This window comes from Promicromonospora citrea, from assembly GCF_013004695.1.
GTDB classification, from domain to species: Bacteria; Actinomycetota; Actinomycetes; order Actinomycetales; family Cellulomonadaceae; genus Promicromonospora; species Promicromonospora citrea.
The window spans coordinates 1-13,067 of record NZ_JABEMG010000127.1; the positions used below are offsets into that span (position 1 = coordinate 1).

Below are 13,067 nucleotides of genomic sequence, written 5' to 3' on the forward strand. Positions count from 1 at the left end.
ATCGGCGCCCCGGACGGCCGAGCGGGCGCCGGGCCGACCGGCTCGGTCGGTGCCACGAGCAGCGGCGCCGGCCCGCGCCGTGCGGCGTCGTCCGCGGGTGCGGCGGGCTCGCCGAGCACGAACCGGCGCGGCCCCGCCGGGCGGCCGAGGCCTGGCGCGACGCCGCGGAGGACGGGGGTGCGGGTGAGCGGGCCGGCCGCCGCGGCGCGGTAGGACGCGGCGGGGGTCGGCACGGGGGCGGCCGCCTCGGGGGCCGGCACGGCAGCGGACGGGACGACGGGCTCCGGCACGGCGCCGGCGGACGGGGCATCGGGACTCTGCACGGGAGTGCTCCTTCGGGTGGGGTCAGACGAGTCGGGAGAACCAGCGCAGGGACAGCGCCGTGGCGGCGACCGCGAGGCCGAGGCCGAGGAGGATGAGCGGGGTGGTCACGGACGTCGTCTCGGTGCGCCGGCCGACGGCGGAGCCGATGTCCTCGTAGACCTGGTCGAGCTCGGCCACGCTCTGAGCGCTGTAGAAGTGGCCGCCGGTGTCCTCGGCGAGGCGGCGCAGCGTGTCGGCGTCGGCGGGGGCCGACTGGGTGCGGGCGCCGTTGCCGATCGTGCCGTCGGGCGTGCCGTACGCGATGGTCGAGACGGGCATCTCGGCGTCGACGGCGGCCTGCACGGACGAGGCGGGGCTGCGGCCGGCCGTGTTGTGGCCGTCGGAGAGCAGGACCAGGCGGGCGGGAACCCGCTCGACGGGCTGCTCGCCGCCGGGGTCCGCGGACGGTCCCGGGGACGCGGGCCCCGTCGCCTGCCGGAGCACCTCGTCCGCCGCGGTGAACACCGCCTCGCCGATCGCGGTGCCGCCGTCGGCGCGCAGTCCCGCGACGGCCCGCTCGACGAGCGCGCGGTCGTCGGTGACGGGCGCGACGACGGTCGCGCCGTCGGAGAACGCGACCGCGCCGACCTGGACCGTGTCGGGCAGCTCGCGCACGAACTGGGCCGCTGCCTCCTTGGCGGCGGTGAGCCGGTCCGGCGGCACGTCGCGCGCCTCCATGGAGCCGGAGACGTCGATCGCGACGATGACCGTCGCCCGGTCGTAGGGCACCTGGAGCCGCATCTGGGGCCCCGCCGCGGCGACCGCGAACGCGGCCAGCGCCGTGAGCACCAGGCCCGTGGCCAGGTGGCGCCGCCAGCGGGGACGGGCGGGGGCGACCCGGTCGAGCATGGGCAGGGTCGCGAACCGGACCGCGTACCGCGTGCGGCGCCGGCGGAGCACCACGTACGCGGCGGCCAGTGCGGCGACCGGCACGAGGGCCAGCAGGAACAGGGGGCTGGTGAAGGTCATCGGGTCCTCCGGGGACGTCGGGCGGGGGTGCGGCGCCGCTGCCGGACGAAGCGGGCGAGCGCCGTCGCCCAGTCCTCGTCCGTGCCCACGCGCACGTGCTCCGCACGCGCGGCGCGCACCGCCGCGGCGGTCTGGTCGCGGTGCCGGGCGGCCGCGACCGCGTAGGCGAGCCGCAGCTCGGGGTCGGACGTCGAGATCTCGCGCTGCGCGCCCGTCTCCGGGTCCACCAGGACGACCTCGCCGACGTCGGGCAGCTCGCGCTCGCGGGGGTCGTCGACCTCGACCACGATCACGTCGTGCCGCGCGGTGAGACGGCGCAGCGGCTCCTCCCAGTCGAAGGGCCGCTCGACCCGCCCGTCGGGCACCACCAGGTCGGACACCACGACGCACAGGCCGCGCCGTCGCGCCCGGACGCCGAGGCCGCGCAGGGCGTCGGCGAGCGGCACCGCGGCGTCGCCCGCGCGGGCCGCAGGCTCGAGCCGGGTGAGCAGGGCCGCGGCGGCGAGGCCGGGACGCGGCGGGAGCCAGTGCAGGCCCGCGGCGTCCGCCAGACCGACGCCGACGCGGTTACCGGGCCCCGCGGTGAGCAGCCCCACGGCGGCCGCCACCTCCTGCGCGACGTCCACCTTCTCGGTGAGCGCCGTGCCGAACGCCATGCTCGGGCTGCGGTCCACGAGCACCCACGTGTCGAGCTCGTGCTGCGCGCGCGTGCGCCACACGTGGGCGGAGCCGGTGCGGGCGGTGACGTTCCAGTCGATGCGTCGCACGTCGCCGCCGGGCCGGTAGGGCGTCAGCTCCTCGGGGTCGGTGCCGGGGCCGAGGGCGTCGCCGTCGACGTCGCCCTGCAGCAGGCCGTCGACCCGGCGTCGCACCGTCAGCTCGAGGCGCCGGAACCGGCGCGCCCCCGGGGACGGTGCGCCCGTCATCGCACGATCACCTCGTCCTCGGCGGGCGCCACCTTCGGCTGGGGCACGCCCGCCAGGACGGCGTCGACGACGGTGCGCGGGTCGACGCCGTCGGCCGCCGCGTCGAACGTGAGGACCAGGCGGTGCGCGAGCACGTCGCGCGCGAGGTCCGCCAGGTCGCTCGGCAGCACGTAGTCGCGGCCCCGGACCAGCGCGAGCGCCCGGCCGGCCGAGACCAGCCCGAGGCTGCCGCGCGCGCTGACGCCGTACTCGAGCACGCCGTCGAGGTTCCCGAGGCCGTACCGGTGGGGGTGCCGTGTGGCCAGGACGAGGGCGACGGCGTACTGCGCCACGGCGTGGTGCACGAACACCTGGTCGGCCTCCTGCTGGAGCTGGCGCACCGTGGCCGCGTCGAGCATCGGCTCCGGGCGCGGGGGCGCCGCGCTCATCCGCTGCACGATCGTCAGCTCCTCGAGCTCGTCGGCGTGGTGGACGTCGACCTTGAGCAGAAACCGGTCGCGCTGCGCCTCCGGCAGGGCGTAGACGCCGTCGCTCTCGATGGGGTTCTGGGTGGCCAGCACGAGGAACGGGTCCGGCAGCGCGTAGGTACGGCCACCGATGCTGACCTGGCGCTCGGCCATCGCCTCCAGCAGCGCCGACTGCACCTTGGCCGGCGCGCGGTTGATCTCGTCGGCCAGCACGAGGTTGGCGAACACGGGGCCGAGCTCGACGTCGAAGTCCTCGCGCGTCGGCTTCCAGACCCGCGTGCCGACGATGTCCGACGGCATGAGGTCGGGCGTGAACTGCAGGCGGGCGAACGTGCCGCCGGCGACGGTCGCCAGCGTCCGCACCGCGAGCGTCTTGGCGACGCCGGGCACGCCCTCGAGCAGCACGTGGCCGCGGGCGAGCAGGCCGACCATGGTGCGCTCGACCATGTGGTCCTGGCCCACGACGACGCGCTTGACCTCGAACAGCGCACGCTCGAGGAGCGCGGCGGGCGGGCGCAGCGGCGGGTGCTTGGCGACCGCGGGGATGTCCTGCGTGGCGGGATGGGTGGCGGGGTGGGGGTGGGTGGTCGGGTGAGCGGTGGGGCGGCTCGTGGGGGTCTCCATGGACCCGACTCCACCCGACCGGCGAGAAAACTGCGGGAAACCCGAGCGAAAGCCGACCGAAAGAGGGGGACCGGCACACCCTGTGCGGCACGCCGCCGCGCGATTACGGTTCTGCTGTGCGACTGCTGATCGTGGAGGACGAGGCGGGGCTCGTGAGCGCCCTGGAGGTCGCCCTGCGCCGGGAGGGCTACGCCGTCGACCACGCGCACACCGTCGCCGAGGCGCAGGCCAAGCTCGCCCTGACGCCGTACGACCTCGTGCTGCTCGACGTCACCCTGCCCGACGGCACCGGCTACGACCTGACCCGCGCCGTCCGCGCCGGGACCATCCCGCTCGCCGAGGGGGAGCCGCCGCGCATCCTCATGCTCACCGCGCGCGGACGCCTCACCGACCGCGTCACCGGGCTCGACGTCGGCGCCGACGACTACCTCGTCAAGCCGTTCGCCGTCATCGAGCTGTCCGCCCGCATCCGCGCGCTCCTGCGCCGCGAGACGCGCGACGTCGCCGCCGTGCTCACCCACGGCCCCATCCGCCTCGACACCGCGCGGCAGCTCGCCTGGCGCGGCGAGCGCGAGCTCTCCCTGACCCGCAAGGAGTTCGGAGTCCTGCGCTACCTCATGAGCCGGCCCGCCTACGTGGTGCCTGCCGAGGAGCTGCTCGAGCACGTGTGGGACGAGAACGCCGACCCGTTCACCCAGACGGTGCGCGTCACCGTCGGCACGCTGCGCCGCAAGCTCACCGTCGACGACGAGGAGCCCGCCCTCGAGACCCTCGTCGGCCGCGGGTACCGGCTGCGTGACCTGCCCGCGCCCGTCGAGGGCGCGCTCGCATGACCCTGCGGCTGCCGGGGTGGGCCGCGACCGTGCGGATGCGGCTCGCCGTCACCTACTCCGCCACGCTGTTCGGCGTCACCGCGCTCATCCTCGCCGGCGTGTACCTCGCGCTGTCGAGCACGGTCGTCGCCGCGCCCCTCGACCCCGTGACCGTCAAGCGGTTCGAGAAGAAGCCCGACGGCAGCATCGCCTACAAGCCCGGCGAGCAGTTCCAGGCCGCCGACCTCGACACGGTGCAGCACGCCGTCAACTACGCGGCGCTGCAGACGCTGCGCGACTACTCGGCCGTGGCGCTCGCGGTCATGTTCCTGCTCAGCGTGGTCATCGGCTGGTGGGTGGCCGGGCGGGCGCTGCGGCCCGTCGAGGCGATCACCCGGACGGCCCAGGAGATCGGCGCCACCGACCTCTCCCGCCGCATCGGCGCGACCGGCCCGCACGACGAGCTGCGCACCCTGGCCGACACCATCGACGGCATGCTCGACCGCCTCGACCGGGCGTTCAGCGCCGAGCGCCGGCTCATCGAGGACGTCTCGCACGAGCTGCGCAACCCGGTCATGGTGGTGCAGGCCAACGTCGAGGCGGTGCTCGCCGACGACCAGGCCGACCGCGCCCAGCGCGCCGAGGCGGCCGCCGTCGTGCTCGCCGCGACCGCCCGCATGTCCCGCCTGCTGGAGGACCTGCTGGCGACGGCGCGCCTGCGCTCGGAGGCGTTCGCCGACCAGGAGGTCGACCTCGCGGCGCTGGTGTCCGGCGTCGTCCGGGAGAACCGCGCGGTGGCCCGGCAGCGCGGCGTGGCGCTCGCCGAGCGCGCCCACCCGGGACCGGTCGCGTACGGCGACGCGAACGCGCTCGCGCGGGCCGTCGGCAACCTGCTGTCCAACGCGGTGCGGCTCGCGCCGTCGGGCAGCACGGTGACGGTCGGCGTGGGCAGCAGGCAGGGGTGGGCCTGGGTCGCCGTCGCCGACGAGGGACCCGGGGTGCCCGACGAGGAGCGCGACCGGATCTTCGACCGGTTCTACCGCGGCACGAACGGCGCGGGGACGGACGGCTCCGGCCTCGGCCTGGCCATCGCCCGCCAGGTCGCCGAGAGCCACGACGGACACCTGCGGCACACGGCGCACGACGCCGGGGAGCGGGGGAGCACCTTCACGATCTGGCTCCCCGACCGCACCCTCGACCGCGCCGCGGGCCGCGACGCCGTCCCGCCGGGCGGGGACCCGCTCACGACGTGAGCGGGCCACGCCGCCGTCGTCAGACCGCCAGCGCCACGTACTTCGTCTCGAGGTACTCGTCGATGCCGGTCGAGCCGCCCTCGCGGCCCATGCCCGACTGCTTGACCCCGCCGAACGGGGCCGCCGGGTCGGAGACCAGGCCGCGGTTCAGGCCGACCATGCCGGTCTGCAGCCGCTCGGAGAGCCGGACCGCGCGGCTCACGTCCTGGGTGTAGAGGTAGGCGACGAGCCCGAACTCGGTGTCGTTCGCGATGCGGATCGCCTCGTCGTCGTCGTGGAAGACCCGGATCGGGGCCACGGGGCCGAAGATCTCCTCGCTGTTGATCCGGGCGTTCGCGGGGACGTCGGTCAGCACCGTCGGCGCGAAGAAGTAGCCGGTGCCCTCGGGCGAGGACCCGCCGGTGACGAGCCGGCCGCCCTGGGCGATCGCGTCGGCGACGAGGCCGGCGACCTTGTCCCGCTGGGCCGCGTCGATGAGCAGGCCCACCTGCACGCCCGGCTCGCTCCCGTCACCGGTGCGCAGCGTACGCATGCGGTCGGCGAACTTGGCCGAGAACTCCTCGGCGACGTCGGCGTGCACGAGGAACCGGTTGGCCGCGACGCACGCCTCGCCGTTGTTGCGGATCTTGGCGAGCATGGCCCCGTCGACGGCGGCGTCCACGTCCGCGTCGGAGCACACGATGAACGGCGCGTTGCCGCCGAGCTCCATGGAGGTGCGCAGCACGTGGTCCGCGGACTTGCGCAGCAGCATGCGCCCGACCTCGGTCGAGCCGGTGAACGACACCTTGCGCAGGCGGTCGTCGGCGAACAGGGCGTCGGTGAGGCCGCCGGCGTCGGACGTCGGCAGCACGCTGAGCACGCCCTCGGGGAGCCCGGCCTCGGCGAGCGCCTCGGCGAGGAACAGCGCCGTGAGCGGCGTCTGGGCCGCGGGCTTGAGGATCATGGTGCAGCCCGCGGCGACGGCGGGGCCGATCTTGCGGGCCGGCATCGCCAGCGGCGCGTTCCACGGCGTGATGAGCAGGCTCGGCCCGACGGGCTGGCGCATGGTCAGCACGCGCGCCGTGCCGGCCGCGTTGACCTTCCACTCGCCGGAGATGCGCACGGCCTCCTCGGAGAACCAGCGCAGGTAGTCGGCGCCGTAGGCGACCTCGCCCCGCGACTCGTCGAGGGACTTGCCCATCTCGAGGGTGATGATCCGGGCGAGCTCCCCGGACCGGTCGGTCAGGATCTGGTAGGCGCGGCGCAGGATCTCGCCGCGCTCGCGCGGTGCGGTGGCCGCCCAGCTCTCCTGGACGGCGTCGGCCGCGTCGAGGGCGGCGAGCGCGTCCTCGGGGGTCGCGGACGCGACCTCGGTGAGGGCCGCGCCGGTCGCGGGGTTCTCGACGACGATGGTCTGTCCCGCGGAGCCGTCCTGCCGGCGACCGCCGAGGAAGAGGCGCGGGTCGACGCCGAGGTCGCGTGCGGTCCGCTCCGGGTCGCTCGCTCTGGTGTCGTTCGAGGCGTGGGCGCTGATGGTGTTCATGGACGGGGTTCCTTCCGGGTGCTGGTCTGCGGGGTGCTGCCGTGGTGCGCGCGCGTCGCGAGCTCGGCGACGGGCGGGTGGGTCGCGTCGAGGCCGGGGGTGGCGGCCCAGCGGTCGACGGCGAGGTGGGTGACGGTCGTGGCCTCACCCAGGTAGTCCTCCGGGGCGCCATGACGATCAGGATCTTGCTCATGGTGCTCCTCCTCGAGTAGGGATACCGGGCTCTGGTACCCGCGCTTGCTCCCAGCGTCGTCCGGCCAGGGGCGCGGCGGGGGGCCTGGGCGCGCCCTGCGCGACCTAGGACGCACAGGACCACCCGAGGGGGTGCGGTCCGGCCGTCCGGTCGCGAGACTGGAACACATGGCGGAGAAGAACACAGAGCTCGCCGACTTCCTGCGGCGGGCCCGGAGTCAGGTGGACTTCGCGCGGTCCGGCCTCCCGGCCGACGGCCGCGTGCGGCGCGTGCCCGGGCTCCGGCGCGAGGAGGTCGCGTTCCTCGCCGGGGTGTCGAGCGACTACTACGCACGCCTCGAGCAGGGGCGGCGCATCGTGCCGTCGCCCGCGGTGGTCGAGGCGATCGGCCGTGCCCTCGACCTGGACGCTCCGGGCCGCGCGCACCTCGCCGACCTCATCGGCCTCGGCACGGCGACGCCCCAGCAGCGCTCGCGCCCCGTGCAGCGGGTGCGGCCGGGCCTGTACCAGCTGATCGACGCGCTCGGCGACGTGCCGGTGCTCGTGCTCGGCCGGCGCTCGGACGTGCTCGCGCAGAACCGCATGGCCAAGGCGCTGTTCACCGACTTCGAGAAGCTGCCCGCCACGGAGCGCAACTACGCGCGGTGGATGTTCCTGGGCGTCGAGCCGCGTGACCTGTTCGTCGACTGGGAGGAGCAGGCCCGCGTCGCGGTGGAGAGCCTGCGCCTCGAGGCGGGCAACGACCCCGCCGACCGGGCCACCAACGAGCTCATCGCCCAGCTGCGCGAGACGGTGCCCGAGTTCGCCCGCTGGTGGGACGAGCACCGGGTCAACCAGCGCACCTACGGGTCCAAGCGGCTGCGCCACCCGGTGGTGGGCGACCTCGCCGTCGAGTACGAGACGCTGACCCTCCCGGGCGACCCCGACACCACGCTCTACGTGTACTCGACCGAGCCCGCCTCGCCGTCGGCGCGGGCCCTCGACCTGCTGGCGAGCTGGTCGCTCACGGGCGTGGGCGCGGAGCGGGCCGCCGACTGACCACCGCGGGGGCGACGGTCCTCCCCGGTCCGACGCACGGGGCCATCGCGCACAGGAGGCACGCATGACCGGTCCGGACGACCCGGCCGCGCAGCTCGTCGCCGAGCTGGCGGGCCTGACGCCCCAGGAGGGTCCGAACGAGACGCCGTGGCCCGGCCTGACCGCTTACCGGTTCGACCACCGGATCCCGCTGCAGGCGGCCCAGGTCGGCTCGCTCGCGCTCGTGTACGTGGTGCAGGGGCGCAAGCTGATCGTCGTCGACGGCCAGGAGCACGTGTGCGACCCCGACCACCACCTCCTGCTCACCCGCGGCCTGCGGTTCCAGACCCGTGTGGACGAGGCGAGCCCGCAGCGGCCCTACTACTCGTTCGTGCTCCAGCTCGACCCGGCGGTCGTCCGGTCGGTGTCCTCGCTGCTCGCCGAGCGCGCCGGGACGATCCACGCGGTGCCGGCGTCCGACGCCCGGTCGGTCGCGCGGGTGTTCGCCGACCGGGAGCGGCTGCGCGAGTCCGTGCTGCGCTTCCTCGGCCTGCTCGCCGACCCGGGCGACCGCCGTGTCCTCGCCCCGATGACGCTGCAGGAGATCACCTACCACCTGCTGCGCACCGAGCAGGCGGCACGCCTCCTGCAGGCCGCTGCCGTCGAGCGTCCCGACGACCCGCTGAGCGCGTCGATCGCGTTCGCGCGCGCGAACATGTCCCGACCCCTGACGGTCGGCGACATGGCCGACGACGTGAACGTCAGCCCGTCGGCGCTCACCGCGATGTTCGTCGAGGCGACCGGTTCAGGTCTCTATCAATTCCTCAAGCGGCTGCGTCTGGACCAGGCCGCGCTGCTGCTCATGGAACGGCAGCTCACTATCGGTCAGGTCGCCGAGCGCGTGGGTTATGCCAATCCTTCGCACTTCGCGACGGCGTTCAAGCAGTTCCACGGCATGACGAGGGCACGAAGATCGTGGCCGTCCGGCCGAACATCCGCGCGGCCGGTGCCACCGTGATCGACGCCCGCGGCCGCATCGTGATGCCCGGCTTCGTCGACACCCACCACCACCTGTTCGAGACCTCGCAGCGCGCGTTCCTCGCCAACGGCCTCCTGGTCGACGACAACTCGGGCTCGCCGAGCGCGGACCCCGACTACACCGAGTACATCCTGCAGCGGTTCTCGCCCGTCTACCGGCCGCAGGACGTCTACATCAACTCGCTGTTCGCCGGCCTGTCCCAGCTCGACGCGGGTGTCACCTCGGTGCTCGACGTCTCGCAGATCCACCACTCGCCGGAGCACTCCGACGCGGCGGTCCGGGCCCTGCGCGACACCGGCCGGCGCAGCGCGTTCGGCTACTTCGAGGGCGACGGGCGTCCGGCGGCGCGCTACCCGCGTGACGCCTACCGCCTGCGCGAGCAGTACTTCTCCTCGGACGACCAGCTCCTGACGATGGTCATGGGCGGTGAGATCTACATCAGCGAGGAGATGTACTCCGAGTCCTGGAAGATCGCCCGCGAGCTGGACCTCCAGATCGCGTCGCACATCGTCTCCGGCTGGGGCACCCGCCTCATCGTGGACGACATCGCGGCCGGCACGGGCGGCGTGAACAACGACCTCGGCTTCGGGCCGGACAACCTGCTCATCCACATGACCGGGATGTCCGACACGGCCTGGGAGCGCGCACGCGACGCGGGCGCGCAGGTGTCGGTCGCCTTCCCGATCGAGATGAACATGCGGCACGGCGTCCCGCCGATCCTGAAGATGCAGGAGCTGGGCATGGAGCCGTCGCTGAGCTCCGACGTCGAGACGACGATGACGGCCGACCCGTTCACGCAGATGCGGTCCGCGATGACCATGCAGCGCATGGTCGTCAACCAGCAGATCCTCGAGCAGGGCGACTTCACGCCGCCGAACCAGTGGCCGACACCGGCTCCCGGTACGCCGGAGCTGCTGACCGTCCGCGACGTGCTGCGGTTCGCCACGCTCAACGGCGCCAAGCACCTGCGGCTCGACCACAAGGTCGGCTCGCTCACGCCGGGCAAGGAGGCGGACATCGTCCTGCTCGACGCGACGGCCCTCAACGTCGCGCCGCTGAACAGCGTGCCGGGTGCCGTCGTCTCGCTCATGGAGCGGTCGAACGTCGAGACCGTGCTCGCGGGGGGCAAGGTGCGCAAGTGGCGCGGGCGGCTGCTCGACGCCAACCTCGACCGCCTGCGCCGCGAGCTCGAGTCCTCGCGGGACTACCTGTTCCGCGCGGCCGGTCTGCGGCAGGACCTGTTCGGCTGGAGCTGATCGGGGACGACGTCGCCGGGTCCTGACCCGGCGCACAAGCTGACCGGGGTCGGCGGGTACGTGAGGCGCCCGTCGGCCCCGGTCCTTTCGTGCGTGTGGCCTCACCACCAGGAAGGAAGATCATGAGCGAGACATCCACGAACGAGGCCCAGGGCTCCCCGACGTCGCGCGTCGGCGTGCTCGGGCTCGGCACCATGGGGCGCGCGATCGCCACGCGCCTGCTGGAGGCCGGGTTCGAGGTCTGGGTGCACAACCGCACCATGGCGCGGGCGGAGGCGCTGGTCTCCGCGGGCGCACGCTGGGCCCCGAGCCCCGAGAAGCTGGCGGGCGAGGTCGACCTGCTGGTCACCCTCGTGGCCGACGACGGCGCCCTGCGCCAGGTGACGACGGGCGAGGGCGGCGTGCTGACGGGCGAGCGGCCGGGGCTGGTGTACGCGGACATGAGCACGGTGTCGCCCGAGGTGTCGGCCGACGTCGCCGCCGCGGCCGCCGCCGTCGGCGTGCCGTACGTGCGCGCGCCCCTCATGGGCAGCACGGCGCTGGTCCGCACGGGGCAGCTCGGCGTGCTCGCGTCGGGGCCGGGTGCGGGCATCGACGCGTTCGAGGAGGTGTTCGGCGCCGTCGGCCGGCGGACGTTCCGGCTCGGCGAGGCCGAGGAGGCGCGGGTCATGAAGCTCGCCGTCAACACCGTGATCGCCCAGACCACGCTGGCGATGAGCGAGGCGCTGACGCTGGGCGGGAACGCGGGCCTCGGGTGGCAGCAGATGCTCGACGTGCTCGCCGACAGCCCCGTCGCCTCGCCGCTGGTGAGGTACAAGGCGGTGTCGCTGGCCGCGCGCGACTTCCGTGTCGCGTTCTCGACCGACATGGTGGTCAAGGACCTGCGGCTCGCGCTCGACGTCGCCCGCCGGGACGGGACGGTCCTGCCCGTCACCGGCCTGGCGCACGAGCTGTTCCACGCCGTGAGCGCGGCGGGCCGGGGCGCGGACGACCTGTCGTCCGCCGTCCTGCTCTACGAGCGGCTGAGCGGACGCGACCAGGAGGCGTGAGGCCGCGGTCCACCCGCGCGGAAAGACCTGAGGCACCGCGCCCCCGTGGGGGCCGGTGCCTCAGGTCTGCGCGTCGGCGCCGAGCGAAGGGCTCAGGCGACGCCGGGGATGTCGGTCGTCACGGCGAGCTCGCGCGACGCGTCGATGGCCTCGGTCAGGCCCTTGACGCGAGCCTCGGCGAGGCCGAGCGAGTCGGAGCCGAGGATCTGGTGGATCGGCGCGGTGCCGGTCGTTGCCACGGTGATGATGGCCTCGGCAGCCTTGGCCGGGTCACCGAGCTGCGTGCCCGGCATGGCCAGGTGCTGCTCGACCATCTCGCGGACGGCCGGGTAGGCGTCGGTGGTCGACTCGGGCAGGCCGATCGAGACCGGGCGCAGGAAGTCCGTGCGCATGTAGCCCGGCTCGACGAGGTTGACCTTGATGCCGTAGTCGGCGACCTCGCCGGCGAGCGAGGCGGTCAGGCCCTCGAGGGCGAACTTGCCGGCGGCGTACAGGCCCCAGCCCGGGAAGGCCAGCAGACCCACGATGGACGAGATGTTGATGATGTGGCCGCTGTGGGCCTCGCGGAAGCCCGGGAGCACCGCGCGCAGCACGTTCCAGGCGCCGAAGATCTGGACGTCGAACATGGCGCGCACGTCGGCGTCCGGGACCTCCTCGACGGCGCCGAGGTAGCCGTAGCCGGCGTTGTTCACCACGACGTCGATCGTGCCGAACCGCTCCTTGGTGCTGTTCACCGCCTGGACGACCTGCGCCTCGTCGGCCAGGTCCAGGGCCAGCGCGTGCAGGCGGCTGGTGTCGGTGCCCTCCAGCGAGCCGATCAGGCGCTCGGTGGAACGGGTGGTGGCGGCGACGTTGTCCCCGCGCTCGAGGAGCTTCTTGACGAGCTCGAGGCCGAGGCCGCGCGAGGCGCCCGTGATGAACCAGGTGGCGGGGCGGTCGGTGGGGTAAGTCATCGGGGGTCTCCTTGAGATGCTGGCCGGCACCCGATGTGCCGACAGATCAAGACTCCCGCCCCGCAAGGCCCTTCGGGGGGCCATCGTGAGCCCTTCCCGTCCTGGGTCGCGGCTGCCTAGGACGCGCCGTCCTACCCTCGCGGAGCGCCACCTCCAGGGCCGCGAAGGCCAGCACGTCGAGCAGCAGGCCGAACGCCGCGGTCCACTGCAGCGCGCGGAACACCAGCACCTGCGTGAACAGCAGGCTGACCAGCACCGCCCGGCGCACCCAGGCCGCGCCGCGCAGGCGGTCGCGCCGACCGACGACGACGCCGACGACGAGCAGCGCCACCGACACGGCGACGGCCACCAGGACCGCGACGCCCGTCCACAGCGGCAGCCCCGGCACCTGGCCGCGGACGATGCCCAGGCCCACCGCCACCTCCGCGGCGCTCCCGGCCAGCAGCACCGCGACGACGAGCCACGCGGCCCAGGCCTTGTCGACGAGCCCGTCGAGCCACGCGACCACACGGTCGACGCCGCGGCGCACCAGGTCGGGCACGTCGGCGTCGTCGGCGGGGACCTCGTCGACCAGGGCGGCGACGAGGTCGGCGCCCGGCTCGCCCGCGCCGCGCTCGGCGAGGTG

General features: G+C 74.3%; 11 protein-coding genes and 2 pseudogenes. 6 read left to right on the forward strand and 7 right to left on the reverse strand.

What is annotated here, in order from left to right:
* The 4 genes and pseudogenes from HLB15_RS19005 to HLB15_RS19020 form a co-directional block, all read right to left on the reverse strand.
* Positions 1-323 (reverse strand): annotated as a pseudogene (locus HLB15_RS19005) (hypothetical protein); the annotation flags it as partial.
* Between the two features lie 22 nt (positions 324-345).
* Positions 346-1,332: a VWA domain-containing protein gene (locus HLB15_RS19010; protein WP_171107563.1), complete on the reverse strand. Its 987-nt coding sequence runs from the start codon at positions 1,330-1,332 to the stop codon at positions 346-348.
* Positions 1,329-2,258, reverse strand: coding sequence for a DUF58 domain-containing protein (locus HLB15_RS19015; RefSeq protein WP_171107566.1), 930 nt, complete (start codon positions 2,256-2,258; stop codon positions 1,329-1,331). The genes HLB15_RS19010 and HLB15_RS19015 overlap by 4 nt, the downstream gene beginning before the upstream one ends.
* The gene (locus HLB15_RS19020; protein ID WP_171107569.1) at positions 2,255-3,349 is read right to left on the reverse strand and encodes an AAA family ATPase; all 1,095 of its coding nucleotides are present in this window, start codon (positions 3,347-3,349) and stop codon (positions 2,255-2,257) included. Before HLB15_RS19020 ends, HLB15_RS19015 begins: the two co-directional genes overlap by 4 nt.
* 116 nt (positions 3,350-3,465) lie before the next feature.
* Here HLB15_RS19020 and HLB15_RS19025 point away from each other — a divergent pair, with 116 nt between their 5' ends.
* Positions 3,466-4,182 (forward strand): response regulator transcription factor, encoded by a 717-nt coding sequence (locus HLB15_RS19025; RefSeq protein ID WP_171107572.1) that lies wholly within the window; start codon positions 3,466-3,468, stop codon positions 4,180-4,182.
* The gene (locus tag HLB15_RS19030; RefSeq protein ID WP_212760091.1) at positions 4,179-5,414 is read left to right on the forward strand and encodes a sensor histidine kinase; all 1,236 of its coding nucleotides are present in this window, start codon (positions 4,179-4,181) and stop codon (positions 5,412-5,414) included. Before HLB15_RS19025 ends, HLB15_RS19030 begins: the two co-directional genes overlap by 4 nt.
* Positions 5,415-5,433: 19 nt before the next feature.
* On the opposite strand, the gene HLB15_RS19035 is transcribed toward HLB15_RS19030, so the two are convergent.
* Positions 5,434-6,936 (reverse strand): NAD-dependent succinate-semialdehyde dehydrogenase, encoded by a 1,503-nt coding sequence (locus HLB15_RS19035; protein WP_171107574.1) that lies wholly within the window; start codon positions 6,934-6,936, stop codon positions 5,434-5,436.
* 360 nt (positions 6,937-7,296) lie between these two features.
* On the opposite strand from HLB15_RS19035, the gene HLB15_RS19040 reads away from it, so the two are divergent.
* The 4 genes from HLB15_RS19040 (at position 7,297) to HLB15_RS19055 (ending at position 11,489) form a co-directional block, all read left to right on the forward strand.
* Positions 7,297-8,166: a helix-turn-helix transcriptional regulator gene (locus tag HLB15_RS19040; RefSeq protein WP_171107576.1), complete on the forward strand. Its 870-nt coding sequence runs from the start codon at positions 7,297-7,299 to the stop codon at positions 8,164-8,166.
* Between the two features lie 64 nt (positions 8,167-8,230).
* Positions 8,231-9,163, forward strand: a complete 933-nt coding sequence (locus HLB15_RS19045; RefSeq protein ID WP_171107578.1) for an AraC family transcriptional regulator — start codon at positions 8,231-8,233, stop codon at positions 9,161-9,163.
* Entirely contained in the window at positions 9,121-10,440 is a 1,320-nt protein-coding gene (locus tag HLB15_RS19050; RefSeq protein ID WP_212760092.1) for an amidohydrolase family protein, read from the forward strand. Before HLB15_RS19045 ends, HLB15_RS19050 begins: the two co-directional genes overlap by 43 nt.
* A 122-nt stretch (positions 10,441-10,562) precedes the next feature.
* The gene (locus HLB15_RS19055) at positions 10,563-11,489 is read left to right on the forward strand and encodes an NAD(P)-dependent oxidoreductase (protein ID WP_171107581.1); all 927 of its coding nucleotides are present in this window, start codon (positions 10,563-10,565) and stop codon (positions 11,487-11,489) included.
* 92 nt (positions 11,490-11,581) lie between these two features.
* On the opposite strand, the gene HLB15_RS19060 is transcribed toward HLB15_RS19055, so the two are convergent.
* Both HLB15_RS19060 and HLB15_RS19065 read right to left on the reverse strand, forming a co-directional pair.
* Positions 11,582-12,442 carry an SDR family NAD(P)-dependent oxidoreductase gene (locus HLB15_RS19060; RefSeq protein ID WP_171107590.1) on the reverse strand — a complete coding sequence of 287 codons (861 nt, stop codon included), beginning with the start codon at positions 12,440-12,442 and terminating at the stop codon, positions 11,582-11,584.
* 46 nt (positions 12,443-12,488) lie between these two features.
* Positions 12,489-13,067 (reverse strand): annotated as a pseudogene (locus tag HLB15_RS19065) (hypothetical protein); the annotation flags it as partial.

Bases quoted from the DNA above. Each gene is read 5' to 3' on its own strand.
- HLB15_RS19010 (WP_171107563.1), bottom strand. From the start codon at position 1,332: ATGACCTTCACCAGCCCCCTGTTCCTGCTGGCCCTCGTGCCGGTCGCC.
- HLB15_RS19015 (WP_171107566.1), bottom strand. From the start codon at position 2,258: ATGACGGGCGCACCGTCCCCGGGGGCGCGCCGGTTCCGGCGCCTCGAG.
- HLB15_RS19020 (WP_171107569.1), bottom strand. From the start codon at position 3,349: ATGGAGACCCCCACGAGCCGCCCCACCGCTCACCCGACCACCCACCCC.
- HLB15_RS19030 (WP_212760091.1), top strand. From the start codon at position 4,179: ATGACCCTGCGGCTGCCGGGGTGGGCCGCGACCGTGCGGATGCGGCTC.
- HLB15_RS19035 (WP_171107574.1), bottom strand. From the start codon at position 6,936: ATGAACACCATCAGCGCCCACGCCTCGAACGACACCAGAGCGAGCGAC.
- HLB15_RS19040 (WP_171107576.1), top strand. From the start codon at position 7,297: ATGGCGGAGAAGAACACAGAGCTCGCCGACTTCCTGCGGCGGGCCCGG.
- HLB15_RS19045 (WP_171107578.1), top strand. From the start codon at position 8,231: ATGACCGGTCCGGACGACCCGGCCGCGCAGCTCGTCGCCGAGCTGGCG.
- HLB15_RS19055 (WP_171107581.1), top strand. From the start codon at position 10,563: ATGAGCGAGACATCCACGAACGAGGCCCAGGGCTCCCCGACGTCGCGC.
- HLB15_RS19060 (WP_171107590.1), bottom strand. From the start codon at position 12,442: ATGACTTACCCCACCGACCGCCCCGCCACCTGGTTCATCACGGGCGCC.